This is a genomic window from Kitasatospora sp. NPDC006697 (genome assembly GCF_042869935.1).
Lineage (GTDB): Bacteria > Actinomycetota > Actinomycetes > Streptomycetales > Streptomycetaceae > Kitasatospora.
In genome coordinates this window covers 14,291-40,593 of the sequence record NZ_JBIAGU010000027.1, presented here as the reverse complement: position 1 = coordinate 40,593, position 26,303 = coordinate 14,291, and the positions used below count along the sequence as shown (strand labels likewise).

The window sequence follows — 26,303 nt, the reverse complement described above, 5'->3', positions numbered from 1 at the left end:
GGATGTTAACGGCGGTCTTCCGCTCCGTCCACCGGATCCAACGGGGTGGAGCGTTCCCGCATTCCCCACGATGGTCGCACGTGGGCCGCCCCCTGGTCATCAGCATTTGCGGCGGAACGGGGGTGCGGGCGCAGCCGGGGCGGGCGCGGGGCCTCCAGGCCGGGCCGGCGCACGTCGTAGACGCCGGAGACCCGGAGCATCGCCCGCATCACCACCGGCAGGGTGGCGGCGTCCGGCAGTTCGACCGTGTAGGTGTGCCGGACCCGCAGCTGCTCGGGCGGTTCGACCACGGCGGAGACGATGTCCAGGCCGGTGGCGGACATCGCGGCGGTCAGGTCGGCGAGCAGTCCGGGCCGGTTCAGCGCCTCGGCCTGCAGGGTGACCCGGAAGCCCGCGGGCGCCCGGTCGCTGGGCGCCGCCGCGTCCGGCGACCACTCCAGCTGCACCGGGCCGCGCCCGTCGCCGCGCATCCGCTCACCGGTGGGACAGTCGGCCCGGTGCACCGCGATGGAGCCGCCGCGCACGTGGAAGCCGGTCACCCGGTCCGGTGGGACCGGGGTGCAGCAGCGGGCCAGCCGGACGGCGGCCCCGGGGTGGCCGGGGGCGATCACCAGCCGGGCCCGGCCGCCGGGGGTCCGGGCCGGGCGGACCGGCTGGGCCCGGGCGGGCGGCTCGGCCGGCGGGGCCGGCTCGGCGGGCCCGGCAGGCTCGGCGGGGTGGCCGGCCAGCCAGCGCTCGATGGCGATCCGGGCGCCGGGGGTGCGGGCGTGGTCCAGCCACTGCGGGCTGGGGCCGGAGGGCTCGGGCCCGCCGGGCCGGCCGGGCGGCTCGGTGAGGATGCCCAGCACGTCGCCGTCGGCCAGCGTGGTGGAGAGCGCCACCAGCCGCCCGTTCACCCTGGCCCCGATGCAGCGGTGGCCGATCTCCTCGCCGAGCTGGTAGGCGGCGTCCACACAGCTGGCGCCGGAGGGCAGCACCAGGGTGGCGCCCTCCTCGGTGACGGCGGTGATCTCCCGGTCGTCCGAGAGGTCGGCGGTCAGGGTGGACCAGAAGGCGTCCGGGTCCGGGGTCTCCTGCTGCCATTCCAGCAGCCGGCTCAGCCAGCCGGGCCGGGCCGGGTCGGTGCCGTCCGCCTCCTCCCGGCCGCCGGGCTCGCCGACGGCCTGCGGGCTGCCCAGCGCGACCACGCCGAACTCGGCCACCCGGTGCATCCGCGGGGTGCGGACCAGCACCTCGATCACCGTGCCGTCGACCGAGACGGCGGTGTGCAGCGACTGGTAGAGGTTGAACTTGGGGGCGGCCACGAAGTCCTTGAACTCGCCCGGCAGCGGGGTCCAGCAGGTGTGCAGCTCGCCGAGCACGGCGTAGCAGTCGGCGGGCTCCTCGACCACCACCAGCAGCCGGCCCAGGTCCGCCGGGTGCGCCGCACCGGCCCGGCCGCCCTCGCCCCGGCGCAGCAGCACCCGGTGCACCGAGACGCCGTGCCGGGGCCGCACCGAGACCTCGGCCGGCACCCCGGACTCGGCCAGCTGGCGGCCGAGCACCCGGGCGAACGGCTCGAACAGCCCGGCCATGGCCGGCTCCCCGGCGGCGATCAGCGCCGTGGTCCTGGCGTACTCCTCGGGGTGCAGGGTGGCGAAGACGATGTCCTCCAGCTCGGTCTTCACCACCTGGATCCCCAGCCGCTCGGCCAGCGGGATCAGCACGTCCCGGGTGACCTTGGCGATCCGCACCTGGCTGGCCGGCTTCATGTGCCGGATGGTGCGCATGTTGTGCAGCCGGTCGGCCAGCTTGATCACCATCACCCGGACGTCGTCCCCGGTGGCGACCAGCATCTTGCGGAACGTTTCGGCCTCGGCGGCGGCACCGAAGTCCACCTTCTCCAGCTTGGTGACGCCGTCCACCAGATAGGCGACCTCGGGGCCGAAGTCGGCGGCCACCTGGTCCAGCGTCACCTCGGTGTCCTCGACGGTGTCGTGCAGCAGCGAGGCGACCAGGGTGGTGGTCTCGGCGCCGAGCTGGGCCAGGATCAGGGTGACCGCCAGCGGGTGGGTGATGTAGGGCTCGCCGCTCTTGCGCTTCTGACCGCGGTGGCTGGCCTCGGCCAGCCGGTAGGCGCGGCCGAGCAGGGCCAGGTCGGCGCCGGGATGGTGCCGGCGGTGCACCTGGACGATCGGTTCGATCGCGTCCGGCACCGGCGGCCGGCCGGTGGCCAGCAGGGCGGCCCGGCCGGCCCGGCCGAGCGCCGCCCTGCCCAGCAGCCGCCGGGTCTGCGGCGGCGCGACCTGGCTCGACGGGGCGTCAGCCGCGGGCGATCGGGCGGCGGGTGACGGATCAGCGGCTGACTTCGGGGCGGGCTGGCCGGTGGGCCGGCCGGTTTCGACGGTCATGGCAACCTCCGGCAGCGCGGGCACCGGAGCGCGGGCTGCCCCGGTGGTCCATGCTACCGAGCAGACCACGTTCCGCGAGCCCCCGCTTCCGCTCTGTGTACGGGATCACTCGAACGGGGGGATTCGGCCGGGAGTCGAACGGGCAAGGGGGGCCGGGCGCGGCAGCCCTGACGGCGGGTCAGCCCGCCAGCCACTCCGGGTCGATGGTGCCGCTGGCCACCAGCACGGCGGGGCCGGTCATCTCGATCCGCCCGTCCGGGTGCTCGGTGATCCGCAGCCGGCCGCCGGGCACGTCCACGGTATAGCCCACCGGCTCGCCGGTGACCGCCGGGTCCAGCCCGTCCCGGCGGGCCGCCGCCACCGCGACCGCGCAGGTGCCGGTGCCGCAGGAGCGGGTCTCGCCGGAGCCGCGCTCGTGCACCCGCATCGCCACGTGCCGCTCGCCGCGGTCCACCACGAACTCGACGTTGACGCCGTCCGGGTAGGCCGCGGCCGGGGTGACCGCGGGCGCCTCGTAGAGCTTGCCGGCGTGCGCCAGGTCCTCGACGAAGGCCACCGCGTGCGGGTTGCCCATGTTGACGTTGCGGGCCGGCCAGCTGCGCTCCCCCACCGTCACCTCGATGCCCTCGGGCCCGGGCAGCACCGCCCGGCCCATGTCCACCGTGACCTCGCCGGTCGCGCCGAGCGAGACCTCGCGCAGCCCGGCCCGGGTGGCCACCGCGAAGGAGCCGGGCTCGGCCAGGCCGGCCCGGACCAGGTAGCGGGCGAAGACCCGGACCCCGTTGCCGCACATCTCGGCGATGCTGCCGTCGGCGTTGCGGTAGTCCATGAACCACTCGGCCCGGTCGGCCAGCCCGACCGCGGCCGGGTCCTTCGCCGAGCGGACCACCCTGAGCAGGCCGTCGCCGCCGATGCCGGCCCGGCGGTCGCAGAGCCGGGCCACCGCGGCCGGGCCGAGGTCCAGCAGGCCGTCCGGGTCCGGGACGATGACGAAGTCGTTCTCGGTGCCGTGGCCCTTGAGGAAGGGAATGGGTGCGCTCACGCTGCCGATGGTACTGATCCGCCCGGCTCAGCCGCGCAGCTGGACGACCCGCCAGACGGCCAGCCCGAAGGCGGTGCAGGCGATCAGGGTGTAGACCGCGATGGCCTGCCAGCCGGCCCGGCGGCCGGAGTCGCGGCGGGGCAGCCCGGGCCAGTGGTAGCCGGCCCGGCGGGCGGCCATCGCGCCCCAGCCGACCGAGGCGGAGGAGAACAGCAGGCCCAGCATGGCCACCATCGAGCCGCCGTCCACCGAGCCGAAGGCGAGCGGGAAGGCGAACATCAGCGAGCCGAGCGCCCCGATCAGCACGATCGGCAGCAGCTGCCACCAGCGCAGCCGGCGGCGCGGCCGGATCTCCCGCTCCAGCACCACCCGCTCCGCCGGCAGGGCGAGCGGGCTGTCCGCTTCGAGCGGCGGCAGCACGGCGGAGGGCAGCACGAACGCCTCCTCGGGCAGCAGCCGGTCGGCCAGCGCGTAGTCGTGGGACGAGTCGGTGAACTGCTCGGTCTCGGGGCCGGGACCCGTGGACACGCGGCCTCCCCTGACAGTTCGACACGAGTGCGGGACTCGCGGGCGGCGGGCACGGCCCGCGCGACCGTTCCCCTCTTGCCTCGATAATGGCATGTCCCAACGCGCTCACAGCGCGTGACCCGGGGTCCCCGGGTGATCCGTGGCCATCACGTGATCCGGCCGTGACCCCGGCTTCCCCGTGCACCTGCAGCTGCCTGAGCAGGTGCAGGTGCGGATGGCCGGTTCGGGCCCCTGCGGCGGCCGGAACCCGCCGTCAGCCGGTCCGGGCGATCAGCTCCAACGAGCGTTCCAGCAGTTCGGCGGGGTCGGCTCCGGCGGGGCGCGCGAACCACTGGATCCGGTCGTCCCGGCGGAACCAGGACTCCTGACGGCGCGCGAAACGCTTGGTGGCGCGCACCGTCTCCGCGCGCGCCTCGTCCTCGGTGCACTCGCCGGCGAAGTGCGCCAGCACCTGCTGGTAGCCGAGCGCCCGACCCGCCGTCAGCCCGTCGCGCAGCCCGCGCGCCTCCAGCTCCCGCACCTCGGCCAGCAGCCCGGCCTGCCACATCCGGTCCACCCGCAGGGTGATCCGCTCGTCCAGCTCGGCCCGGGGCAGCTCGACGCCGATCTGCACCGCCGGGTAGACCGCGGTGTTGCTCGGCAGGCTGGCGGTGAACGGCCGGCCGGTCAGCTCGATCACCTCCAGCGCACGGACGATCCGTCGGCCGTTGCTGGGCAGGATCGCGGCGGCGGCCGGCGGATCCTGCACGGCCAGCCGGGCGTGCAGCACGGCCGGGCCGACCTGCTCCAGCTCGGCCTCCAGCCGGGCCCGCAGCACCGGGTCGGTGCCGGGGAACTCCATCTCGTCGATCGCCGCCCGGACGTAGAGGCCGGAGCCGCCGACCAGCACCGGCGGGCGGCCGGCGGCCAGCAGCCGGTCGATCTCGGCCCGGGCCAGGCGCTGGTACTCGGCGACGCTCGCGGTCTCGGTGACCTCCCAGACGTCCAGCAGGTGGTGCGGGATGCCGCCGCGCTCCTCCTCGGTCAGCTTGGCCGTGCCGATGTCCATGCCCTTGTAGAGCTGCATCGAGTCGGTGTTGATCACCTCGCCGCCGAGGGCGCGGGCGATCGCCACCGCGAGGTCGGACTTTCCGGCCGCGGTGGCACCGACCACCGAGACCACCGGGACGCTGGGGAGGGAGCTGCTCACCCCGCCAGTCTCGCAAATCCGGCGGCCCCACCCGAACGGGGGACGTGACCGGCTCCGATCCGGGTCGTTGCCCGGGTGAGCGGTGCTCCAGGCGGAAATCCGTCCGGGGCGGCCGCAGACCGCGTAGGTTGGGAGAAGATATGGGTGTTTTGACCTGGTTCCGCCGTCGCCGGCCCACCGCCCCGGACACCGTCGCCGAGGGCGCGCCGTCCGCGGCGGTGGCCGGGGGCGGGGCCGTGGCGGTGCTCGACCCCGAGGCCGCGCCGGCGGAGCCCGGGGTACCGGCCGCCCGGACCGCCCCGGACGACACGGCGGCCGATCCGGCGGTTGCGCAGGCCGCCGCGGGAGAGGATCAGGATGGGCTGGCTCCCGAGGTCGCCGAGCTGCTCGCCGCAGCGGTCGCCGCGGTGAGCCGGCCCGCGGTGGCCGGCGACGTGGTGACGGACGACGCGCCGGCCGAGGACGCGGTGACCCAGCAGGCGGCGCCGGCCGACCCGGCCGCGGCGCGGCCCGAGCAGCCCGACACAGGAGACGAAGCCATGGGCCTGATGGACAACCTCAAGGGCAAGGCCGAGGAGCTGAAGGAGAAGGCCAGCCACCTGGCCGGTCAGCACAACGAGAAGATCGACGAGCTGGTCGACAAGGCCGGCGACGCGATCGACAAGGCGACCAAGGGCAAGTACAGCGACAAGATCGCCACCGGCACCGAGAAGGCCAAGGGCGCGGTGGACGGCTTCGCCGACAAGCCTGCGGCCGACGGTGAGGGCGAGCAGCCGAAGCAGGACGGGCCGGAGCACGGCGCCCAGGGCTGAGCGGCCCCGGCGTTGCCGTCGGCGGCGGTGCGCGAGCGCGCCGCCGCCGCGGGCCCCCGGGGTGCTCAGCTCCAGGTGGCCACGAAGTACCCGACGCCGTACGGCGCCTCGGCGTAACTCAGCTTGCCGCCGAGCCCGGTCCCGCGGGCGGAGCCGGCCAGCACCTGCCAGGGCGCCCGGCCGATCACCTGCAGCTCGCGGCAGAGCCCGGCGTCCAGCCCGGCCAGCGCCTCGGTGTCGGCCTCGCCCAGTGCCCGGGCCAGCTCGGCGTCGAAGCCCTCGGCCCGCTCGTCCAGGTAGCCCGGCGCCTTCAGGGTGCGGCAGGCGCTGCCGTCGCCGACCACCAGCAGCCCGACCCGGTCGGCCAGCTGGGCCAGGCCCTCGCCGAGGCCGAGCAGCCGGTCCGCCGGGGTGTCGGCGGGCACCGCGCAGGCGTGCGTGGGCAGCTGGGTGCCGGACTGCTCCAGCAGCCAGGCGCCGACGCTGAGCGCCGGGCTCAGCTCCGGGCCCTCGACCCCGCCGGCCGGCAGCCGGACCACCCGGTCCACGCCGAACCGGTGGAAGGAGCCGATCCCGCCCTCGGTCCAGACCTCGGCCTCCGGCCCGTCGCCGACCACGACCAGCAGCTCCGGCCCGGCGGCCAGCAGCGCGCCCACCGCCTCGGCGCAGGCGGCCCGCAGCCCGTCGAGTTCGGCGGCGGCCCCCGAGGCGACCTCGGGCACCAACAGCGGCGGACAGGGGCAGACGGCGGCGGCGACCAACATGCCGATCACTCTAGCCGCCGCCCCCTGGCACGGTGTCAGTCGCAGCCGCAGCCCGGGCCCGCGGCCGGGGCGGCCGGCGCCGGGGCGCCGATGCCGGGCAGGCCGAGCATCACCCCGGCGGGCTTGGCGGCCGGGGCGGCGTTCCGCTTCTCCCAGGCGTCCCCGGCCCGGGTGCGGCGCACGGCCAGCGCCGGGCCCTCGGCCAGCAGGTGGTGCGGGGCGGCGTAGGTGATCTCCACGGACACCATGTCGCCCGGGCGCACCGGCTCGCTCGGCCGCGTGAAGTGGACCAGCCGGTTGTCCGGCGCCCGGCCGGAGAGCCGGTCGGTGCGATCGTCCTTCTTGCCCTCGCCCTCGGCGACCAGGATCTCCAGCCGGCGGCCGACCTGCTTCTTGTTCTCCTCCCAGGAGATCTCCTCCTGGAGGGCGATCAGCCGCTCGTAGCGCGCCTGCACCACGGCCTTCGGCACCTGCCCGTCCATCTCGGCGGCCGGGGTGCCGGGGCGCTTGGAGTACTGGAAGGTGAAGGCGTTGGTGAACCGGGCCTCGCGGACCACGTGCATGGTCTGCTCGAAGTCCTCCTCGGTCTCGCCGGGGAAGCCCACGATGATGTCGGTGGAGATCGCTGCGTCCGGCATCGCCTCGCGGACCTTGCGGATGATGCCGAGGAAGCGCTCCTGCCGGTAGGACCGCTTCATCGCCCGCAGCACGGTGTCCGAGCCGGACTGCAGCGGCATGTGCAACTGGTGCATCACGTTCGGGGTCTCGGCCATCGCGGCGATCACGTCGTCGGTGAAGTCGCGCGGGTGCGGGGAGGTGAAGCGGACCCGCTCCAGGCCCTCGACCTGGCCGCAGGCGCGCAGCAGCTTGGAGAAGGCCTCCCGGTCGCCCAGGTCGGAGCCGTAGGCGTTGACGTTCTGGCCGAGCAGGGTCACCTCGATGACGCCCTCGCCGACCAGCGCCTCGATCTCGGAGAGCACGTCGCCGGGGCGGCGGTCCTCCTCCTTGCCGCGCAGCGCGGGCACGATGCAGAAGGTGCAGGTGTTGTTGCAGCCGACCGAGATCGCGACCCAGGCCGCGTAGGCCGACTCGCGGCGGGTGGGGAGCGTGGACGGGAAGGTCTCCAGCGACTCCAGGATCTCCACCTGGGCCTGCTGCTCGATCCGGGCCCGCTCCAGCAGCGCCGGCAGGTGGCCGATGTTGTGGGTGCCGAAGACCACGTCGACCCAGGGCGCCCGGCGCACGATGGAGTCGCGGTCCTTCTGCGCCAGGCAGCCGCCGACGGCGATCTGCATCTCCTTGTGGCGGGACTTGACCGGCGCCAGCTGGCCGAGGTTGCCGTACAGCTTGTTGTCGGCGTTCTCCCGGACCGCGCAGGTGTTGAACACCACCAGGTCGGGATCGCCCTCCCGGTCGGCCTTCACGTAACCGGCGTCCTCCAGCAGCCCGGCCAGCCGCTCGGAGTCGTGCACGTTCATCTGGCAGCCGTGCGTGACGACCTTGTAAGTTCGCAAGCTCTCTCCCATACCCACATCAGCAAGGGTAAGGGCAGCCGGTGGGCGCCCAGGCCGGGGTTTCCCGGTCGCCCGGCAACGGTTCGGTGCCGCCCCCTCCCGCCGGGCCGCCGGGCCTGGCAGTATCCGGGCATGACCTGGTCCGCCGCCCGCCGCCGCCTCTGGCCGATGCTGGCCGCGCTGCTGCTGGTGGTCGGCGGGCTCGGCGGCTGGTGGCTGGGCGCGGGCAGCTCGGCGGGCTACCCGCGGGGCACCGAGGGCTTCGCCACCGGGGCGACCGGCGGGGTCTACGACACCTACGGGCAGCTGCTGCGCGACTACCTGCGCCACTCGATGCCCGGGCTGAACCTGCGGCTGGACACCAGCGAGGGCTCGGTGGACAACCTCAACCGGGTCTCCTCCGGGCAGGACGCCTTCGCCTTCGCCACCGCCGACGCGGTCGCCGACTTCTCCGGCCAGACCCGGCTGCGGGCGATCGCCCGGCTCTACGACGACTACCTGCAGCTGGTGGTGCCGGCCAAGTCCCGGGTCCAGTCGGTGGCCGACCTGCGCGGCCTGCACGTCGGGGTGGGCCAGTCGCTGTCCGGGGTGAACCTGGTGACCCGGCGGGTGCTCGCGGTGGCCGGGCTCGACCCGGACACCGACATCGTGCCCGAACCGCTCCCGGTGCTGGACGCCACCAAGGAGCTGGCCGACGGCACGGTGGACGCCTTCTTCTGGTCCGGCGGCCTGCCCACCAGCCCGCTGACCGACCTGGCGAAGTCCTTCCCGATCCGGATCGTGCCGCTCGGCGACCTCACCGACAAACTGCACCAGGCGTACCCGGACTCCAGCGCCTACCGCACCGCCGTGCTGCCGGAGGACGTCTACCCGGGCACCAAGGCGGTGCTCACCATGGCGGTGCCCAACCTGCTGGTCACCCGGGAGGACGCGGACCCGCGGCTGGTCGAGGGCCTGACCAAGGCGGTGATCGACAGCCGGGACGGCATCGGCAGCACCGTCCACCCCGCCCAGCTGGTCGACCTGCGCACCGCCGTCTACACCGCGCCGCTGCCGCTGCACACCGGCGCGGCCAACTACTACCGGTCCGTCAAACCCTGACGGGTCGGCGGGGCCGCCGACCCGCCGTCAGCGCGGCTCGACCCGCGGCACCCGCAGGGTCGCCGCCAGGCCGTGCGGCTCGGCCGGGGCGAAGTCCAGCGCGCCGCCGCCGGCCAGCAGCAGGGTGCGGGCGATCGACAGGCCCAGGCCGGAGCCGTCCACGTTCTGGTGCCGGCCGCTGCGCCAGAAACGGTCGCCGACCCGGGCCAGCTCCTCCTCGGTCAGGCCGGGCCCGCCGTCCCGGACGGTGACGGCGACCTCCTCCCGGCCGGCCCGGACGGTGACCGCCACCTCCGCGCCCTCCGGGCTGAACTTCAGCGCGTTGTCCAGCACCGCGTCCAGCGCGCTGCCGAAGGCGATCGGGTCGGCCCAGGCCGGGGCCGGCGGCGGGGTGCCGGCGCCCAGCCGGATGCCGCGCTGCGCCGCCACCGGCTGCCAGGCGTCCACCCGGGCCAGCACCAGCCCGGTCAGCTCCACCGGCTCCGGGGTCGGCCGGCTGCCCTCGGCGGTGGCCAGGCCGAGCAGGTCGTCCAGCACCCGGGCCAGCCGCACGCCCTCCTCGCGGACCCCGATCAGCACCTCCTCGTGGCCCTCCGGCAGTTCCAGGCCCAGCAGCTCCACCCGCAGCATCAGCGCGGCCAGCGGATTGCGCAGCTGGTGCGAGGCGTCGGCGACGAAGGCCCGCTGCTGGTCCATGGCGAGCACCACGTGGTCGGCCATCTCGTTGAACGAGGCGGCCAGCCGGCGCAGCTCGGGCGGCCCGCCGGCGGAGACCGCCCGGGCGCCCATCCGCCCGGTGGTGATGTCGTGGGTGGCCCGGTCCAGGGTGCGCACCGGGCGCAGCACCCACTCGGTCAGCCGGACCGCGAGCAGCACCGCGACGATCATCGCCCCGGTCTCCCCGGCGCCCAGCCAGAGCCAGCGGTGCAGGATCCGCGAGCGCAGCGCGCCGGTCGGCGACTCGGTGACCACCAGGGCGACCACGTCGCCGTCGCGGACCACCGGCGAGCCGATCAGCAGGGTCCGCTGGTCGGTCCACGGCCAGACCTGCGCCGGGTTGTGGCTGCGCCGGCCGTCCCTGGCCTCCTGCATCACCTCGGTGACGGCGTTGCTGCCGACCGGCCGCCAGTCGACCGGGGCCACGGCCAGCGGCTGGCCGTCGGCGAGGAAGATGCCGATCCGGATGCCGTAGAGCTCCTGGTAGCGGGTCACCTGGTCGTGCAGCGCGGTCAGCGCGGCGGCGTCGGTGGTGGTCGGCCGGGACGGGTCGGAGCCGACCGCGCCGCGGTCCGGCACGCCCTGGGTGGGCAGCTCCTGGGCGAACCGGGCGACGTCGTCCATCCGGTCCACCACCACCCGGCTCTGCTCGGCCTGGGCCATCGAGCCCGCCAGCGGCACCCCGAGGGCGGCGAGCACCCCGGCCATCAGGGCCAGCAGGATGCCGAGCAGGCGGGTCCTCATGCCCGGCGCTCGCCGCCCTCGGGGGCGGGCGACTGCGGGATCAGCCGGTAGCCGACCCCGCGCACCGCCTCCACCAGGCCGGGCAGCGCGAGCTTGGTGCGCAGCGAGCCGATGTGCACCTCCAGGGTGCGGCCGTTGCCCTCCCAGCCGCTGCGCCAGACCTCGCTGAAGATCTGCTCGCGCCGGTAGACCACGCCGGGGCTCTGCGCGAGCAGCGCCAGCAGGTCGAACTCCTTGCGGGTGAGCGGCACCTCGCGGCCGTCCACGCTGACCCGGCGGCGCTCGCGGTCGATGCTGATCCCCCAGGACTCCAGCGAGCCGGGCTCGGCGGGGGCCTCGGCGCCGGCCGGGCGGCCGCCGGCGGGGGCGGGCTGGAAGCGGCGGGCCACCGCGTGGATCCGGGCCAGCAGCTCGCCCATGTCGTAGGGCTTGGTGATGTAGTCGTCGGCGCCCAGGTTGAGGCCGTGGATCCGGGACCGGATGTCGGCCCGGGCGGTCACCATGATCACCGGTACGCCGCTGCCGGCCCGGATCCGGCTGCACACCTCGAAGCCGTCCCGGTCCGGCAGGCCCAGGTCGAGCAGCACCACCCGGTAGGGCTCGGTGCCGTCCGGCACCAGGGCGTCCAGCGCCTCGTGGCCGCTGCGGGCGTGCCGCACCTGGAACCCGTGCCGGCTCAGCACCGCGACCAGCGCCGCAGCGACCCGGTCGTCGTCCTCGACGAGGAGCAGCCGCATCGCGCGTCCTTTCCGCTCTGGGGGTCCGGCACCCCGCACGGGGCCGGCCGAGCGCTCATCCTCCCCCACGCCCGGCCGCGCGGACCAGCCCCGGCGAGCCGGGGTCCGGCACGCGTGCCCCATTCGTGATCCTCAAGTTCTGCTCAGATGCGGTGACCGGCAGTGAGCGCTCCGCCTAGGGTCGAACCGACCGGGGGCTGCGAGCTCCGCCGGCTACAGCCCCCGGGTCCCCAGCTCCGCCCGTGCCGTGCGGATGCTCCGGGTGCGCTCCGTGCGAAGGCTCCCGCCGCGCCCGTTCGAGCGACCGGTTCGCACGGGTGCCCGCGGCTCGAACCGGCGCACACCGGGTGCTGCTTGACGGGCACCGAGGTGATCTGTTGCATTGCTCTTCGTGACGCCACCCGGGCCCTGCTCCACCGCCCCCGCCGCCGGTTCCCCGCCGCCCCCGTCCGAGCCGTGCCGCGGAGGTCGTCCGTGGACCCGGTGATCGTGGTCGGTGCCGGTCCGGTCGGGCTGGCGATGGCGCTGGCGCTGGCCCGGCAGGAGGTGCCGAGCCTCGTGCTGGACCAGGGCGGCGGCGTCTACCCGGAGGGGCCGCGCAGCGCCGTGCTCGGCGCGGAGACCGCGGCCTTCCTGGAGCGGCTCGGCTACCCGCGGGCGACCTCGGACGCGGCCCGCTGGGAGCGGCTGACCGTCTGGCGGCGGCGCCAGGAGGTGCTGGCCCTCGACCTGGCCGCGCACCCGGTGCTGCACCTCTCCCAGCACCGTCTGCAGCGCGGCCTGCGGGACGCGGCCGCCGCCTCGCCGCTGGTGCAGCTGGTGCCGCACGCCCGGGTGGAGGAGATCAACCAGGACGGCGACGGGGTGAGCGTGCGCAGCCGCCACCCGCAGGAAGGCACCGACACCTGGTGGCGGGCCAGCCACCTGGTGGGCTGCGACGGCGCCCGCTCGGCGGTGCGCAAGCTGCTCGGCATCCGGTTCCCGGGGCGGCCGGCGGTGGACCGGCACGCGATCGCCACCGTACGGGTGGACCTGCCCTTCCCCGGCGAGGCCCGGGTGCACCGCGAGCCGCCCTGGCGCGGCGACCGGGAGGCCTCGGCGCGGCCGCTGCCGGACGGGCTCTGGCGGCTGGACTGGCGGCTGCCGCCGGGCCGGCCCGAGCCCACCGAGCCGGTGGACCCGCACGCCACCTGGCCGGGGGTGGTCACCGGGGACACCCTGGTCACCCGGGTCAAGGCCACGCTGACCGGCTGGTGCGGCGAACTGCCCCGGTACGAGCTGCTGGCGGCCGCCGACCACACCGCGCAGCAGCGGCTGGCGGCCCGGTTCCGCGACGGGCGGTGCTTCCTGGCCGGCGACGCGGCGCACCTGCACGGGGCGCTGGGCATGCAGAACCTGGCGGACGGGCTGCGCGACGTGGACAACCTGGCCTGGCGGCTGGCGGTCGCCTGGCACCTGCGCACCGGCGGCGCCCGGCGGGGCGGCACGCTGCTGGACGGCTACGAGGCGGAGCGCCGGGCCGCGGTGGGGGCCCGGCTGCGGGCGGTGGACCAGTCGATGCCGCTGCTGCGGCCGCTGCGCGGGTGGCAGCAGACCCGGCGCTCGCTGCTCACCGGCTCCTTCCGCAAGCACGCGCCGCTACTGGCGGACGGGCTGCTGGGCACCGGGCAGTTCGGCGGGGCGCCCGCCTACCCGGCGGCGCCCTCCGGGGTGCCGGTGCAGCGCGGTGCGGGGCGCGGGACGGCGCTCACCGAGAGCCTGCCGGCCACCGCGCCGGGGGTGCTGGTGGCGGACGTGCCGGTGCTGACCACGGAGGGCACGCAGGACCGGCTCTACGCCCGGCTGGGCGCGGCGTTCCTGCTGCTGCTGGTGGCGCCCGGGACGGCGGTCTGGTCGGCCGAGCGCTGGCTCGGCGCCGGGCTGATGCCCCGGCTGGCCGAGGTGGCGGCGGCCCTGCCGGTGCCGGCGGAGGTGCTGGTCACCGAGCACTACCCCGAGGCGGGCCCGCACTCGGTGCTGCTGATCCGTCCGGACGGCCACCTGGTCGGCGTGGTCCACGGCGCCCAGGCCGAGGACCTGCACGCGCTGGCCGAGCGCGTCCACGGCGGGCCGGAGGCGCTGGCGGGTGCGGAGCGGTCGGCCTGAGCGGTTGACGGTCCGTCAGTCATCCTCGGGGGACCACTGCTCCAGCTCCTCCGTGCTCTCACCCTCCGCCTCCAGCGCGTCGCGCACCACGCGGAAGGCCAGCCCCTCGGGGTAGCCGCGCCGGGCCAGCACGCCCACCAGGCGGCGGATCCTGACCTGGCGGTCCAGGCCGGCCGTGCCGCGCAGCTTCCGGTCCACCAGTGCGCGGGCGGCCACCGCCTCGTCCTCCGGGTCGAGCTGCGCCACGGCCTCCTCGACCACCGCGCCGGCCACCCCGCGGTTGCGCAGCTCGCGGGCGAGCGCGCGGCGAGCCAGGCCGCGGCCGGCGTGCCGGGACTCCACCCAGGCGGCCGCGAAGGCGGTGTCGTCGATCAGGCCGACTTCCTCGAACCGGGAGAGCACCTCCTCGGCGACCTCCTCCGGGATCTCCCGCTTGCGGAGCGCGTCGGCCAGCTGCTTGCGGGTGCGCGCGGTGCCGGTCAGCAGGCGCAGGCAGATCTCCCGCGCCCTGGTCGCCGGATCGGTCTCCGCCGTCGGCCGCTGCTCCCGGGGCTCGCCGTCCCCCGCCGCCCGCCGGCCGCGCCGCCGCCGGGAGCGCGCGCTGTCGGCGGCCAGCTCGGCCTCCGCCTCGGCCACCCAGTCCTCGGTCGTCCAGTCCCCGGCCGTTCGGTCATCCGTCGGCGTGGGCTCCGGCTCCGCCGTCCGCTCCACGACCGGCTCGGCCACCGGCTCGGCGCGCCGCGCGGGCCGCCGCCGGACCGCCGGCGGTTCGGCCGCCGGTTCCGCCCCCCACGGCGACTCCGCCGGTGCGGGCGCCCGCACCGGCGCCACCGGTGCCGCCCGTCGGCCGCCCCGGCCGCCGCGCTCCGCCGGCGCCCACTCCCCGATCGGCCGCACCGCCGGCCCGGCCTGCGCCGCACCGGCCGCTCGCCGCCGCCTCGGCGGCTCCTCCTCCGACTGCGGGCGGCCCTCCGGCCGCGGCCGGCTCACCGCGGGCGCGCCCGCGTCGGCCCGGGGGCCGTCGATCACCCAGTCGGGGCGATCCCCCTCTTCCTCGCCCTTGGCGTCGACCTCCCACTCCGACCAGTCCGGGCGCGCCCCCTCGCCCGGACCCCGCTCGCTGCGCATCGCTCGATCAGGCCTTGGCCGCCGCCGCCTTCTTGGCCGCGGTCTTGGTCGCGGTGACCGGCTTGGCGGCCGCCTCGGCCGCGCCCTCGGCGCTCGCCGCCGGAACCGCCGCACCCTCGGCCGGGGCCTCCGGGTCGGCGATGATGCCGAGCTTGACCTTGATCTTGTGCTCGATCTCCTCGGCCAGCGCCGGGTTGTCGCGCAGGAAGTTGCGGGCGTTCTCCTTGCCCTGGCCCAGCTGGTCGCCCTCGTAGGTGTACCAGGCGCCGGCCTTGCGGACGATGCCGTGCTCGACGCCCATGTCGATCAGGCCGCCCTCCCAGCTGATGCCGTGGCCGTAGAGGATGTCGAACTCGGCCTGCTTGAACGGCGCGGCCACCTTGTTCTTGACCACCTTGACCCGGGTGCGGTTGCCGACCGCCTCGGTGCCGTCCTTCAGGGTCTCGATCCGGCGGATGTCCAGCCGGACCGAGGCGTAGAACTTGAGCGCCCGGCCACCGGTGGTGGTCTCCGGGGAGCCGAACATCACGCCGATCTTCTCGCGCAGCTGGTTGATGAAGATCGCGGTGGTGTTGGCCTGGTTCAGCGCACCGGCGATCTTGCGCAGCGCCTGGCTCATCAGGCGGGCCTGCAGACCCACGTGCGAGTCGCCCATCTCGCCCTCGATCTCGGCGCGCGGCACCAGCGCGGCCACCGAGTCGATGATGATCAGGTCGATCGCGCCGGAGCGGATCAGCATGTCGGTGATCTCCAGCGCCTGCTCACCGGTGTCCGGCTGGGAGACCAGCAGGGCGTCGGTGTCGACGCCGAGCTTGCGGGCGTACTCCGGGTCGAGCGCGTGCTCCGCGTCGACGAAGGCCACGGTGCCGCCGAGCTTCTGCGCGCTGGCCGCGGCGTGCAGGGTCAGCGTGGTCTTGCCGGAGGACTCCGGGCCGTAGATCTCGATCACCCGGCCACGGGGCAGGCCGCCCACGCCGAGCGCCACGTCCAGCGCGGTGGACCCGGTCGGGATCACGTCGATCGGAGTGCGGGCCTGGTCGCCCAGACGCATCACCGAGCCCTTGCCGAACTGCCGCTCGATCTGGGCGAGCGCGGTCTCCAGGGCCTTCTCGCGATCGGTTCCTGCCATTGCTTCCACCCTCGGGTTCTGTGCTGTGCGCTTCATCGTCCTCGACGCTAGCGCGTCCCACCGACAATCGGCCCCGAACGGCTTCGGCCTGTGGAAAACTCACCGCCGGAACCGCGCCAGGAACACCAGTTCGATTTAAGTTTCGCACAGCCCCGAGCGGATCATCAGACCGCCGTGCCGGTCTGGCGCCGATGCCGTTGCGGGCGCGCCTCAGCGCAGGCCCGCCGGGACCCCCATCACCTGGCAGACCACCCGCCAGACGTCCTTGGCCTCCCAGCCCGCCGCCAGCGCCTCGTCCACCGTGCGGCCGCCGAGCTCGCTCATCACGTGGTCGCGGGCGAACGACTCCGCGTACACCGTGCCGAAGTGCTCGTCCATCCGTCGCCAGAACTCGGTCAGCCTCATGGCTCCCAGTATCCAGGAGCCGCCCGGCCCGCTACGGGCGCGGCACCGAGAGCACGCCCGCCCCGTAGCCGCCGTGGTCGGCGCAGAGGCCCGGGCCGACCGGGCAGTTGGCGGCGGCCCGGTCGGCCAGCAGGCCACGCAGCCGGTCCGGGCCCCAGCCCGGGTGCAGGGCGGCGGCCACGGCGGCCGCGCCGGTCACCTCGGCCGCGCTCATCGAGGTGCCGGCCAGCGCGGCGTACCGCCCGCCCGGCCAGTCCGAGACGATCGCCTGGTCGGGCCCGCCGTCCGGGTCGCCGCCGGGCGCGGCCAGGGTGATCCGGCCGTCGCCGTAGTTGGAGTAGCCGGCCAGGGTCCCGTTGCGGGTCACCGCGGCGACCGAGACCACCCCGGGCAGTTCGCCGGGCAGCCGGATGCACTCCGGTCCGAGCCGGCGGCTCTGCGCGGGGCCGGAGAGCCGGTCGTTGGGGCTGCGCTGGTCGGTCCGGTCGGCGGTCAGGTCCTGCGCGTCGTTGCCCGCCGAGGTGACCACCAGCGCGGTGCGCTCGGCGTAGGCCACGGCCCGGCCGACCGCCTGCACCATCGCCCCCTGGTCCGGATCCTCCGGGCAGTTGTACTTCCACGGGTCGGCGAAGTAGCTGTTGTTGATCGCCACCGCGCCGCGGTCGGCCGCCCAGAGCATGCCGCAGACGATGTTCTCCGGGTAGTACTGCCCGAGCGGGCCGAGCAGCCGCACCGCCGCGATCCGCACCCCGGGCGCCACCCCGACCACCCCGTGGCCGTCCCGGGCCGCGCCGATCAGCCCGGCCACGTGGGTGCCGTGGCCGCTCTCCGGCACCCCGGCGTCCGGGCGCCAGGAGCCGGACCTGGCGTCCGGACGGCCGTCCGCACAGGAGACCGAGTCGGCGGGGCTGACCGCGTCCCGCAGGTCGGGGTGGGTGTCGTCGACCCCGGAGTCCAGCACCGCGACCAGCACCCGGCGCAGTGCCGCGCCGCGCCGGTCCGGGCCGGCCGCCATCGGGCCGCCGGCGGGCACCGCGAGCAGGCCCGGGCCCTGGCTCACCGGGTCGTCGCCGATCATCGCCAGGCTCCAGTCGCCGCGCTCGCCGGGGTCCGGCACGGTCGGCGTGGTGTCCGCGGTGGCGCCGGCCACCGCGTCGGAGCCCGACCGGCGGAAGTCCCCGGCACCGGCCAGCGCGCCGGGCGGCCCCGGCACGGCGGCGGTCCGGGTGGCCCCGGCGGCGGCGATCCCGGGCCGGGCCCGCAGCCGGGCCGCGAAGCCGTCGACGGCGGAGTAGGCGAGCACCGCGCCGATCTGCGGATAGGACTGCACCGGCTGCCCGCCGAGCTCCCGCACCGCCGCCTCGGCGGTGGCGCTGCCCTCGGCGTCGGCCCGGTCGGCCAGCACCAGGTAGCTGAGGTAGGAGCGCTGGGCGTCGGCCATGTAGGGCAGCGCCCCGGCCAGCACCAGCACCACCGCGAGCACCACCGGCGCGCTGCGCAGCACCAGGGAGCGGCGCCGGTGCCGGGAGACCAACCGCACCTCGGGCATCGCCGTCCTCCGCTCCTGGTCCGGGCCCTGGACTCATCGCGCAGCCACTCATCGCGCAGTCACACCAGAGCCTCACCATATGAGCGGAATATCCCATTTGCCCTTTTATCGACCCCCTCTCACCGCCATCCGGACGCAGACCCGCCCCGGACCCTGCCGCCGGTTGTCGGTGCCGCCCGGCACCATGGAGCCATGGCGGACCCGCACCCCACCGATCCCCTGGCCGGCTTCGCCCCGGCCACCCGGGCCTGGTTCGAGGCCGCCTTCGACCGGCCCACCGCCGCCCAGGCCGGCGCCTGGGCCGCGATCGGCCGGCAGTCCGACGTCCTGGTGGTCGCCCCCACCGGCTCCGGCAAGACGCTGGCCGCCTTCCTGGCCGCGCTGGACCGGCTCAGCAGCACCCCGCCCCCGGCCGAGCCGCGCCGCCGCCTGCGGGTGCTCTACATCTCGCCGCTGAAGGCACTCGCGGTCGACGTCGAGCGCAACCTGCGGGCCCCGCTGGCCGGACTGCGCCAGGCCGCCGTCCGGCTCGGCCTGCCGGAGCCCGAGGTGCAGGTCGGCATCCGGTCGGGCGACACCCCCGCCGCCGACCGCCGCAAGTTCCAGACCCACCCGCCGGACATCCTGATCACCACCCCCGAGTCGCTCTTCCTGCTGCTCACCTCCGCCTCCCGGGACGCCCTGCGCGGCATCGACACGGTGATCCTGGACGAGGTGCACGCCGTGGCCGGCACCAAGCGCGGCGCCCACCTGGCGCTCAGCCTGGAGCGGCTGGACGAGCTGCTGGAGCGCCCGGCCCGCCGGATCGGCCTGTCCGCCACCGTGCGCCCGGTCGAGGAGGTCGCGCGATTCCTCTCCCCGCAGCGCGGCGCGGAGATCGTCCAGCCGCCCTCTGCGAAGAAGTTCGACCTCTCGGTCGTGGTCCCGGTCGCCGACCTGGGCGAGCTCTCCCCCGCCCCGGCCACCGAGGGCTCGGAGCAGGCGAAGGCCAGCATCTGGCCGCACGTCGAGGAGCGGATCGTCGACCTGGTCCAGGCGCACCGCTCGACCATCGTCTTCGCCAACTCCCGCCGGCTCGCCGAGCGCCTGTGCAACCGGCTGAACGAGATCGCCCACGAGCGGGCCACCGGCGCCCAGCTGGACGAGCAGCACTCCCCCGCCGAGCTGATGGGCGGCTCCGGCGCCGCCAAGGGCGCCCCGCCGGTGCTGGCCCGGGCGCACCACGGCTCGGTCTCCAAGGAGCAGCGCGCCCTGGTCGAGGAGGAGCTGAAGGCCGGCCGGCTGCCCGCCGTGGTCGCCACCTCCAGCCTGGAGCTGGGCATCGACATGGGCGCGGTCGACCTGGTGGTGCAGGTGGAGTCGCCTCCTTCGGTCGCCTCCGGCCTGCAACGGGTCGGGCGGGCCGGCCACCAGGTCGGCGCGGTCTCCACCGGCGTGGTCTTCCCCAAGTACCGCGGCGACCTGGTGCAGTCCGCGGTGGTCACCGAGCGGATGCGGGCCGGGCGGATCGAGGCGCTGCGGGTCCCGCGCAACCCGCTGGACGTGCTGGCCCAGCAGCTGGTGGCGATCACCGCGCTGGACACCTGGGCGGTGGACGACCTGCTCGCCCTGGTCCGCCGGGCCGCCCCGTTCGCCGCCCTGCCGCAGTCCGCCTTCGACTCGGTGCTGGACATGCTGGCCGGCCGCTACCCCTCGGACGCCTTCGCCGAGCTGCGCCCCCGGCTGGTCTGGGACCGGGTGGCCGGCACGGTGACCGGCCGCCCCGGCGCCCAGCGGCTGGCCGTCACCTCCGGCGGCACCATCCCGGACCGCGGCCTGTTCGGCGTCTTCATCGCCGGCGCCACCGCATCCGATGCGAAGACGGCGAAGAAGGGCGGCGGCCGGGTCGGGGAGCTCGACGAGGAGATGGTCTACGAGTCCCGGGTCGGCGACGTCTTCACCCTGGGCACCTCCTCCTGGCGGATCCAGGAGATCACCCACGACAAGGTGCTGGTCACCCCGGCTCCGGGCGTGCCGGGCCGGCTGCCGTTCTGGAAGGGCGACTCGCTGGGCCGCCCGCTGGAGCTGGGCCGGGCGCTCGGCGCCTTCGTCCGCGAGCTCGGCGGCCTGCCGGAGTCGCAGGCCAGGCAGCGCCTGCTGGACGCGGGGCTGGACGAGTGGGCGGCCGGCAACCTGCTCGGCTACCTGGCCGAGCAGCGCGAGTCGGCCGGCCACCTGCCCGACGACCGCACCATCGTGGTCGAGCGCTTCCGCGACGAGCTGGGCGACTGGCGGATCGTGGTGCACTCCCCGTTCGGCGCCCAGGTGCACGCCCCCTGGGCTCTGGCCCTGGGCGCCCGGCTGCGCGAACGGCACGGGCTGGACCCGCAGGTGATGCACGGTGACGACGGGATCGTGCTCCGGCTGCCGGACATGGACCTCCTGGCTTCTGACTTCGATTTTGGTGGCCCCTCAGCTGACTCCCCGCCACCTGACGAGGCGCCGGTCGGCGCCGACGCGGTGCTCTTCGACCCGGGCGAGGTCGAGCAGCTGGTCACCGACCAGGTCGGCGGCTCGGCGCTGTTCGCCTCCCGGTTCCGCGAGTGCGCCGGCCGCGCCCTGCTGCTGCCCCGCCGCAGCCCCGGCAAGCGCACCCCGCTCTGGCAGCAGCGCCAGCGGGCCGCCCAGCTGCTGGAGGTGGCCGGCGAGTTCGGCTCCTTCCCGATCGTGCTGGAGGCGGTCCGGGAGTGCCTGCAGGACGTCTTCGACCTGCCCGGCCTGGTCGAGCTGATGCGCGACCTGGAATCCCGCGCCGTCCGGCTGGTCGAGGTCACCACCCCCGAGCCCTCCCCGTTCGCCCGCTCGCTGCTCTTCGGCTACGTCGCCCAGTACCTCTACGAGGGCGACTCCCCGCTGGCCGAGCGCCGGGCCGCCGCGCTCGCCCTGGACTCCCGGCTGCTCGCCGAGCTGCTGGGCCAGGCCGAGCTGCGCGAGCTGATCGACCCGGCGGTGCTGGCCGAGCTGGAGGCCGAGCTGCAGCGGCTCACCCCGGACCGCCGGATCAAGGACGTCGAGGGAGTGGCCGACGCGCTGCGCCTGCTCGGCCCGCTGAGCGCCGCCGAGCTGGCCGAGCGCGGCGCCGAGCCGGCCTGGCCCGAGGAGCTGCGGGCCACCCGCCGGGCCATCCGGGTGAAGATCGCCGGCGAGCAGCGCTGGGCCGCGATCGAGGACGCCGGGCGGCTGGCCGACGCGCTCGGCGCCCCGCTCCCGGTGGGCGTGCCGGAGGCCTTCACCGAGCCGGTCAAGGACCCGCTCGGCGACCTGCTGGCCCGGTTCGCCCGGACCAACGGCCCGTTCACCGCCCAGCAGGCCGCCGCCCGGTTCGGCCTGGGCACGGCGGTGGCGGCGGGCACCCTGCAGCGGCTGACGGCCGCCGGCCGGCTGGTGCACGGCGAGTTCCGCCCGGTCGAGGCGGGCGGCACCGGCGAGCCGGAGTGGTGCGATGCCGAGGTGCTGCGCCGGCTGCGCCGCCGCTCGCTGGCCGCGCTGCGCCAGGAGGTCGAGGCGGTGCCGCCGCGGGCGCTCGCGGCCTTCCTGCCGCAGTGGCAGCACCTGGGCGGCTCCCGGCTGCGCGGCGAGGACGGGCTGTTCCGGGTGGTCGAGCAGCTGCAGGGCGCGGTGCTGCCGGCCTCCGCGCTGGAGCGGCTGATCCTGCCCTCCCGGCTCACCGACTACCGCCCGGAGCTGCTGGACAAGCTGATGGCCGAGGGCGAGATCGGCTGGGTCGGCGCGGGCGCGCTGCCCGGCAAGGACGGCTGGATCTCGCTGCACCTGGCCGAGGCCGCCGACCTGGTCCGCCCCGACCCCGTGGCCTTCACCCCCACCCCGCTGCACCAGGCCCTGCTGGACGCGCTCTCCAGCGGTTACGGACTGACCTTCCGCCAGCTCTGCACCCCGGTGCAGGACACCCCGGAGCCGGAGATCGTCTCCGCGCTCTGGGACCTGGTCTGGGCGGGCCGGGTCACCAATGACACCCTCGGCCCGGTCCGGGCGCTGCTCGGCTCCGGCCGCACGCCCGGCGCCACCGCGCACCGGGCGCCCCGCTCGGCGCCCCGCGGCCGCTACGGCGGCCTGGTCCGCAGCCCGGCCCGGCCGACCGACCCGACGGTGGGCGGCCGCTGGTCGCTGCTGCCCGACCCGGCCGAGCCGACCACCCGGGCGGCGGCCCAGGCCCAGGTGCTGCTGGACCGGCACGGCGTGCTGACCAGGGGAACGGTGCAGGCCGAGCGGATCCCGGGCGGCTTCGCGGGCGTCTACCGGGTGCTGTCGGCCTTCGAGGAGCGCGGCCGGGCCCGCCGGGGCTACCTGGTGGAGGGGCTGGGCGGCGCCCAGTTCGCGCTGGACGGCGCGGCCGACCGGCTGCGCGCGGTCAACACCCGGCTGGAGCGCACGGCGGCCGCCGACTGGCCGGAGCACACCGCCGCACCGACCGCGGGCCCGACCGCCGAGCTGCTGGCCACGGCCGACCCGGCCAACGCCTACGGCGCCGCGCTGCCCTGGCCCGAGCCGCCGGGCGAGCAGGCCGGCGCGCACCGGCCCGGCCGCAAGGCGGGTGCCCTGGTGGTGCTGGTCGACGGCGAACTGGCGCTCTACCTGGAGCGCGGCGGCAAGTCGCTGCTCTGCTGGACGGAGTCCGAGCAGGCGCTGGGGGCGGCGGTGGCGGCCCTGGTGGAGGCGGTGCGCGGGGGCCGGCTGACCGGCCTCACGGTGGAGCGGGCGAACGGGGAGCCGGCGCTGGGCTCAGCCCTCGGCGCCGTCCTGGAGGCGGCCGGCTTCCACCCGACCACGCGCGGGCTGCGGCTGCGTCTCTGAGCGGCGGACCGGACCGCGGGCCCGGCTGTCGGAGTGCACCGGCAGCAGCCCGAGCCCCCAGCCGCCCAGCGTCAGCAGGGCCATCAGCACGCCTGAGCCGCCCAGGCCGGAACCGGGTATCAGCAGGTAGCCGAGCAGCAGCCAGAGCAGCACACCAATGGGACCCAGCAGCCGGAGCCTGGCGGCCCGGCCGCGCGTGACCGTCGGCCGGCGTCGATCGCGCGAGCCTATTCGGCCCGCGCCCTCGGTGGCACGGTGCACTCCCGGCTCCTTCCCTCGGCCCCCCGGCAGCTCACAAGCGGTCAGGTCAGCGAAGTACGGAGTCAGGCGGCGACGACGTCCACGGCCGCGGCCTTCGGAGTGATCGTGCTCATCCGCTCACCCGGGGCGGGGAGCTGCACGGGCTCCAGCACCGGACGGAGCAGGTCGTCGTCGGAGAGGGCGGCCATCGCGGCGAGCTCGGCCAGCGACAGCTCGTCGCTCACCTCGCGCATGACCTCGGACATCCGGACGTCGAGTGCGTCGCAGATCGCGGAGAGCAGCTCGGAGGAGGCCTCCTTCTGCCCGCGCTCGACCTCGGAGAGGTATCCGAGTGAAACTCGTGCGGCGGCCGACACCTCGCGAAGTGTGCGGCCCTGGCGCTGGCGCTGCCGACGCAGCACGTCACCCAAGAGGCGACGGAGCAGGATCATCGGTTGCTCCCTCCTCGGACTGCGGATCGAGATGTCACGTCCCCACCGTACCGCCTTGCCCGCTTCGTGTGCGGGGACCGTGGTCGTGTTCACTCTGGGCTGCAAGCCTCTCCCCTCCCCTGTTGTTCCCGCCCCGGGCGCAGGCACGCCCCTGGTATCGAGAGGTTTCCCGGATTCTGCCTGTTCAGCCGTTGTTCAGCCGACTCATCCGGCTCCGGCGGCCTTCCTGGCGGCCGCCGTGTGCGCCAGGAAGAGCTCCAGTGCGCCCTGAGCGGCCCTGCGTCGGATTGTGGCACGGTCGCCCGACAGCCGGGGCGATCCGGCCAGAGTTCCCTCCGGACCGGCGAACCCCAGGTGCACCGTGCCCACCGGGCTGCCGTCCTGGGGCTCCGGGCCGGCCACCCCGGTGGTGGAGAGCCCGTAGGTGGCGCCGAGCAGCCGGCGCACCCCCTCGGCCATCTGCCGGGCCACCAGCGGGTGCACCGGTCCGTGCACGGCCAGCAGGCCCTCGTCCACTCCGAGCAGTTCGGCCTTCAGCTCGGTGGCGTAGGCGGTGACCGAGCCGCGGAAGGTCGCGGAGGCCCCGGGAACGTCCACCAGCTGGGCGGCCAGCAGGCCGCCGGTCAGTGACTCGGCCACCGCCAGGGTGGCCCCGCGGCCGAGCAGCTCGCGGTGCACCTGCGCGGCCAGCGGCACGTACTCGGTCATTTCGCCTCCTTGGCGCGAGCCCCGGCCAGCCCCTCCCGCCGCATCCGGACGGCCTGGCCCACGTAGTCGAGTCCGGAGCCGACGGTCAGCACCACCGCCGCCGCCAGCAGCACCGCCCGGCCGGTGGCCAGCCAGCCGGTCAGCGGCAGCACGTACATGCCGACCGCGATCCCCTGGGTCAGGGTCTTGGCCTTGCCGCCGCGGCTGGCCGGGATCACCCCGTACCGGATCACCCAGAACCTCATCAGGGTGATGCCCAGTTCGCGGGCCAGGATCACCACGGTGACCCACCACGGCAGGTCGCCCAGTGCGGAGAGGCCGATCAGCGCGGCGCCCATGATCGCCTTGTCGGCGATCGGGTCGGCCAGCTTGCCGAAGTCGGTGACCAGGCCGTGGCGGCGGGCGATCTCGCCGTCGAACAGGTCGGTGATCATGGCGATCGCGAAGGCCGCCCAGGCCACCGCCCGCCACTTGGGGTCGTGCCCGCCGTCGGCCAGCAGCAGCGCCACGAAGACCGGCACCAGCGCCAGCCGCAGCATGGTCAGCAGGTTGGCGAGGTTCCAGAGCGAGGGCACCGCCGCCGGGGCCGGCTCCGACCGGGCCGGGCGGGCCGTTGCCGGGCTGCCCGGCCCCCTGGTCATGCGCCCGCCGCCGGACGGACGGCCTCGATGGCCTCGGCCACCAGGTCGACACCCTCGGCCGCCACCACGCGGGCGCGGTAGAACTGCCCCACCTCGGCGTCCTCGGCGCCGAGCAGCGTGGTGACGCCGTCGGTCTCCGGCGCCTGGTGGGCGGACCGGCCGACCACCGCACCCCCCTCCTCGGCGGACTCCAGCGCCTCGACCAGCACCTCCACCTCGGTGCCGATCCGCTCCTCGGCGCGCTGCGCGGTCAGCTCCTCGGCCAGCTTGGAGAGCCGGGCCAGCCGGTCGGCCACCACGTCCTCGGGCAGCTTGCCCTCGAAGGTCGCGGCCTCGGTGCCGTCCTCGTCCGAGTACCCGAAGACGCCGATCGCGTCCAGGCGGGCCTCGGTGATGAACCGCTCCAGCTCCGCGTAGTCCTCCTCGGTCTCGCCGGGGAAGCCGACGATGAAGTTGGACCGGGCGCCGGCCTGCGGGGCCTTGTCGCGGATGGTGCGCAGCAGCTCCAGGAACTGCCCGGTGTTGCCGAACCGGCGCATCCGGCGCAGCACGGCCGGGGCCGAGTGCTGGAAGGAGAGGTCGAAGTAGGGCACCACGCCCTCGGTGCCGGTCATCGCCTCGACCAGGCCGGGCCGCATCTCGGCGGGCTGCAGGTAGCTGACCCGGACCCGCTCGATGCCGGGCACCGCGGCGATCTCGCTCAGCAGCGTCTCCAGCAGGCGGATGTCGCCCAGGTCCTTGCCGTAGGAGGTGTTGTTCTCGCTGACCAGGACCACCTCGCGGACGCCCTGTCCGGCCAGCCAGACGGCCTCGTTCAGCACGTCGGAGGGGCGGCGGGAGATGAAGGAGCCGCGGAAGGCCGGGATGGCGCAGAACGAACAGCGCCGGTCGCAGCCGGAGGCCAGCTTGATCGAGGCCACCGGGGAGTCGTCCAGCCGCTTGCGCAGGGTGCGCGGGCCGGAGGCGGGGGCCAGGCCGTCCGGCAGGTCCTCCGGGGCGCCGTGGCCGGGCAGCGCCACCTCGGCGGCCGCCGCCTGGCGCTCGACCGGGGTGAGCGGGAGCAGCTTGCGGCGGTCGCGCGGCAGGTGCGGTGCGTGGTGGCCGCCGGACAGGATGGTCTGCAGGCGGTCGCTGATGTCGGTGTAGTCGTCGAAGCCGAGGACCCCGTCGGCCTCGGGCAGGGCGTCGGCCAGCTCCTTGCCGTAGCGCTCGGCCATGCAGCCGACCGCGACCACGGCCTGGGTGCGGCCGTGGCCCTTGAGGTCGTTGGCCTCCAGCAGGGCGTCCACCGAGTCCTTCTTGGCGGCCTCGACGAAGCCGCAGGTGTTGACCACGGCGACATCGGCCTCGGCGGCGTCGTCGACCAGCAGCCAGCCATCGGCCTCCAGTCGCCCGGCGAGTTCCTCGGAGTCCACCTCGTTGCGGGCGCATCCGAGCGTGACAAGGGCGACAGTACGGCGTTCAGGCATAGGGCCAAGATTAACGCGCGACCCCCGGTGCCGTTTCCCCCGGAGGCC

General features: G+C 75.5%; 21 protein-coding genes. 4 read left to right on the top strand and 17 right to left on the bottom strand.

The genetic code is table 11. The annotated features are described in order from the left end of the window. Positions 1-5: 5 nt before the first annotated feature. The 4 genes from ACFYNO_RS30090 to miaA all read right to left on the bottom strand — a co-directional run bounded on the left by ACFYNO_RS30090 (position 6) and on the right by miaA (position 5,149). Positions 6-2,390 (bottom strand): RelA/SpoT family protein, encoded by a 2,385-nt coding sequence (locus tag ACFYNO_RS30090; RefSeq protein ID WP_388019532.1) that lies wholly within the window; start codon positions 2,388-2,390, stop codon positions 6-8. Between the two features lie 178 nt (positions 2,391-2,568). Then, positions 2,569-3,432, bottom strand: a complete 864-nt coding sequence (dapF, locus tag ACFYNO_RS30085) for a diaminopimelate epimerase (protein ID WP_388019529.1) — start codon at positions 3,430-3,432, stop codon at positions 2,569-2,571. 27 nt (positions 3,433-3,459) lie between these two features. After that, positions 3,460-3,960, bottom strand: a complete 501-nt coding sequence (locus ACFYNO_RS30080; RefSeq protein ID WP_388019526.1) for a hypothetical protein — start codon at positions 3,958-3,960, stop codon at positions 3,460-3,462. 253 nt (positions 3,961-4,213) lie between these two features. Further along, positions 4,214-5,149, bottom strand: coding sequence for a tRNA (adenosine(37)-N6)-dimethylallyltransferase MiaA (gene miaA, locus ACFYNO_RS30075; protein WP_388019523.1), 936 nt, complete (start codon positions 5,147-5,149; stop codon positions 4,214-4,216). 140 nt (positions 5,150-5,289) lie between these two features. Between miaA and ACFYNO_RS30070 the strand changes: the two genes are divergently transcribed. Beyond that, positions 5,290-5,961 (top strand): antitoxin, encoded by a 672-nt coding sequence (locus tag ACFYNO_RS30070; RefSeq protein ID WP_388019520.1) that lies wholly within the window; start codon positions 5,290-5,292, stop codon positions 5,959-5,961. A gap of 65 nt (positions 5,962-6,026) precedes the next feature. On the opposite strand, the gene ACFYNO_RS30065 is transcribed toward ACFYNO_RS30070, so the two are convergent. Together ACFYNO_RS30065 and miaB are read right to left on the bottom strand one after the other, a co-directional pair. Continuing rightward, a complete protein-coding gene (locus ACFYNO_RS30065) occupies positions 6,027-6,725 on the bottom strand; it encodes a class III extradiol dioxygenase subunit B-like domain-containing protein (protein WP_388019517.1) in 699 nt (232 codons plus the stop codon). 35 nt (positions 6,726-6,760) lie between these two features. Continuing rightward, complete coding sequence (gene miaB, locus ACFYNO_RS30060) at positions 6,761-8,251, bottom strand: tRNA (N6-isopentenyl adenosine(37)-C2)-methylthiotransferase MiaB (protein ID WP_388019514.1); 1,491 nt, start codon at positions 8,249-8,251, stop codon at positions 6,761-6,763. A 120-nt stretch (positions 8,252-8,371) separates the two neighbouring features. On the opposite strand from miaB, the gene ACFYNO_RS30055 reads away from it, so the two are divergent. Continuing rightward, positions 8,372-9,340: a TAXI family TRAP transporter solute-binding subunit gene (locus tag ACFYNO_RS30055; RefSeq protein WP_388019511.1), complete on the top strand. Its 969-nt coding sequence runs from the start codon at positions 8,372-8,374 to the stop codon at positions 9,338-9,340. A 27-nt stretch (positions 9,341-9,367) separates the two neighbouring features. Here ACFYNO_RS30055 and ACFYNO_RS30050 read toward each other — a convergent pair whose 3' ends face one another. Together ACFYNO_RS30050 and ACFYNO_RS30045 are read right to left on the bottom strand one after the other, a co-directional pair. Beyond that, positions 9,368-10,801, bottom strand: coding sequence for an ATP-binding protein (locus ACFYNO_RS30050; protein WP_388019509.1), 1,434 nt, complete (start codon positions 10,799-10,801; stop codon positions 9,368-9,370). Beyond that, positions 10,798-11,538: a response regulator transcription factor gene (locus tag ACFYNO_RS30045; RefSeq protein ID WP_388019506.1), complete on the bottom strand. Its 741-nt coding sequence runs from the start codon at positions 11,536-11,538 to the stop codon at positions 10,798-10,800. The genes ACFYNO_RS30050 and ACFYNO_RS30045 overlap by 4 nt, the downstream gene beginning before the upstream one ends. A gap of 474 nt (positions 11,539-12,012) precedes the next feature. On the opposite strand from ACFYNO_RS30045, the gene ACFYNO_RS30040 reads away from it, so the two are divergent. Continuing rightward, complete coding sequence (locus tag ACFYNO_RS30040) at positions 12,013-13,683, top strand: FAD-dependent monooxygenase (protein ID WP_388019503.1); 1,671 nt, start codon at positions 12,013-12,015, stop codon at positions 13,681-13,683. A 15-nt stretch (positions 13,684-13,698) separates the two neighbouring features. Here ACFYNO_RS30040 and ACFYNO_RS30035 read toward each other — a convergent pair whose 3' ends face one another. The 4 genes from ACFYNO_RS30035 to ACFYNO_RS30020 all read right to left on the bottom strand — a co-directional run bounded on the left by ACFYNO_RS30035 (position 13,699) and on the right by ACFYNO_RS30020 (position 17,894). Continuing rightward, positions 13,699-14,811 (bottom strand): RecX family transcriptional regulator, encoded by a 1,113-nt coding sequence (locus ACFYNO_RS30035; protein WP_388019500.1) that lies wholly within the window; start codon positions 14,809-14,811, stop codon positions 13,699-13,701. Positions 14,812-14,818: 7 nt separating this feature from the next. Then, positions 14,819-15,940, bottom strand: a complete 1,122-nt coding sequence (recA, locus tag ACFYNO_RS30030) for a recombinase RecA (protein ID WP_388019497.1) — start codon at positions 15,938-15,940, stop codon at positions 14,819-14,821. A 210-nt stretch (positions 15,941-16,150) separates the two neighbouring features. Beyond that, complete coding sequence (locus ACFYNO_RS30025) at positions 16,151-16,345, bottom strand: DUF3046 domain-containing protein (RefSeq protein ID WP_388019494.1); 195 nt, start codon at positions 16,343-16,345, stop codon at positions 16,151-16,153. A 31-nt stretch (positions 16,346-16,376) separates the two neighbouring features. After that, positions 16,377-17,894: a S8 family serine peptidase gene (locus tag ACFYNO_RS30020; RefSeq protein ID WP_388019491.1), complete on the bottom strand. Its 1,518-nt coding sequence runs from the start codon at positions 17,892-17,894 to the stop codon at positions 16,377-16,379. A 192-nt stretch (positions 17,895-18,086) separates the two neighbouring features. Between ACFYNO_RS30020 and ACFYNO_RS30015 the strand changes: the two genes are divergently transcribed. Continuing rightward, complete coding sequence (locus ACFYNO_RS30015) at positions 18,087-22,745, top strand: ATP-dependent helicase (protein ID WP_388019488.1); 4,659 nt, start codon at positions 18,087-18,089, stop codon at positions 22,743-22,745. On the opposite strand, the gene ACFYNO_RS30010 is transcribed toward ACFYNO_RS30015, so the two are convergent. The 5 genes from ACFYNO_RS30010 to rimO all read right to left on the bottom strand — a co-directional run bounded on the left by ACFYNO_RS30010 (position 22,674) and on the right by rimO (position 26,255). Then, positions 22,674-23,006 (bottom strand): hypothetical protein, encoded by a 333-nt coding sequence (locus tag ACFYNO_RS30010; RefSeq protein ID WP_388019485.1) that lies wholly within the window; start codon positions 23,004-23,006, stop codon positions 22,674-22,676. The genes ACFYNO_RS30015 and ACFYNO_RS30010 overlap by 72 nt on opposite strands. Positions 23,007-23,068: 62 nt before the next feature. Beyond that, entirely contained in the window at positions 23,069-23,437 is a 369-nt protein-coding gene (locus ACFYNO_RS30005; RefSeq protein WP_388019482.1) for a helix-turn-helix domain-containing protein, read from the bottom strand. Between the two features lie 204 nt (positions 23,438-23,641). Beyond that, the gene (locus ACFYNO_RS30000; RefSeq protein ID WP_388019479.1) at positions 23,642-24,145 is read right to left on the bottom strand and encodes a CinA family protein; all 504 of its coding nucleotides are present in this window, start codon (positions 24,143-24,145) and stop codon (positions 23,642-23,644) included. Next, a complete protein-coding gene (gene pgsA / locus ACFYNO_RS29995) occupies positions 24,142-24,786 on the bottom strand; it encodes a CDP-diacylglycerol--glycerol-3-phosphate 3-phosphatidyltransferase (protein WP_388019476.1) in 645 nt (214 codons plus the stop codon). The genes ACFYNO_RS30000 and pgsA overlap by 4 nt, the downstream gene beginning before the upstream one ends. Continuing rightward, positions 24,783-26,255: a 30S ribosomal protein S12 methylthiotransferase RimO gene (gene rimO, locus ACFYNO_RS29990; protein ID WP_388019473.1), complete on the bottom strand. Its 1,473-nt coding sequence runs from the start codon at positions 26,253-26,255 to the stop codon at positions 24,783-24,785. Before rimO ends, pgsA begins: the two co-directional genes overlap by 4 nt. Positions 26,256-26,303 lie beyond the last annotated feature (48 nt).

What these genes read in the sequence shown, in the direction of transcription:
- ACFYNO_RS30050 (WP_388019509.1), bottom strand. Translation starts at nt 10,801, where the DNA reads ATGAGGACCCGCCTGCTCGGCATCCTGCTGGCCCTGATGGCCGGGGTG.
- ACFYNO_RS30045 (WP_388019506.1), bottom strand. Translation starts at nt 11,538, where the DNA reads ATGCGGCTGCTCCTCGTCGAGGACGACGACCGGGTCGCTGCGGCGCTG.
- ACFYNO_RS30055 (WP_388019511.1), top strand. Translation starts at nt 8,372, where the DNA reads ATGACCTGGTCCGCCGCCCGCCGCCGCCTCTGGCCGATGCTGGCCGCG.
- ACFYNO_RS30005 (WP_388019482.1), bottom strand. Translation starts at nt 23,437, where the DNA reads ATGATCCTGCTCCGTCGCCTCTTGGGTGACGTGCTGCGTCGGCAGCGC.
- ACFYNO_RS30020 (WP_388019491.1), bottom strand. Translation starts at nt 17,894, where the DNA reads ATGCCCGAGGTGCGGTTGGTCTCCCGGCACCGGCGCCGCTCCCTGGTG.
- rimO (WP_388019473.1), bottom strand. Translation starts at nt 26,255, where the DNA reads ATGCCTGAACGCCGTACTGTCGCCCTTGTCACGCTCGGATGCGCCCGC.
- ACFYNO_RS30025 (WP_388019494.1), bottom strand. Translation starts at nt 16,345, where the DNA reads ATGAGGCTGACCGAGTTCTGGCGACGGATGGACGAGCACTTCGGCACG.
- recA (WP_388019497.1), bottom strand. Translation starts at nt 15,940, where the DNA reads ATGGCAGGAACCGATCGCGAGAAGGCCCTGGAGACCGCGCTCGCCCAG.
- miaB (WP_388019514.1), bottom strand. Translation starts at nt 8,251, where the DNA reads ATGGGAGAGAGCTTGCGAACTTACAAGGTCGTCACGCACGGCTGCCAG.
- ACFYNO_RS30015 (WP_388019488.1), top strand. Translation starts at nt 18,087, where the DNA reads ATGGCGGACCCGCACCCCACCGATCCCCTGGCCGGCTTCGCCCCGGCC.
- ACFYNO_RS30065 (WP_388019517.1), bottom strand. Translation starts at nt 6,725, where the DNA reads ATGTTGGTCGCCGCCGCCGTCTGCCCCTGTCCGCCGCTGTTGGTGCCC.
- ACFYNO_RS30035 (WP_388019500.1), bottom strand. Translation starts at nt 14,811, where the DNA reads ATGCGCAGCGAGCGGGGTCCGGGCGAGGGGGCGCGCCCGGACTGGTCG.
- ACFYNO_RS30070 (WP_388019520.1), top strand. Translation starts at nt 5,290, where the DNA reads ATGGGTGTTTTGACCTGGTTCCGCCGTCGCCGGCCCACCGCCCCGGAC.
- ACFYNO_RS30090 (WP_388019532.1), bottom strand. Translation starts at nt 2,390, where the DNA reads ATGACCGTCGAAACCGGCCGGCCCACCGGCCAGCCCGCCCCGAAGTCA.
- ACFYNO_RS30000 (WP_388019479.1), bottom strand. Translation starts at nt 24,145, where the DNA reads ATGACCGAGTACGTGCCGCTGGCCGCGCAGGTGCACCGCGAGCTGCTC.
- pgsA (WP_388019476.1), bottom strand. Translation starts at nt 24,786, where the DNA reads ATGACCAGGGGGCCGGGCAGCCCGGCAACGGCCCGCCCGGCCCGGTCG.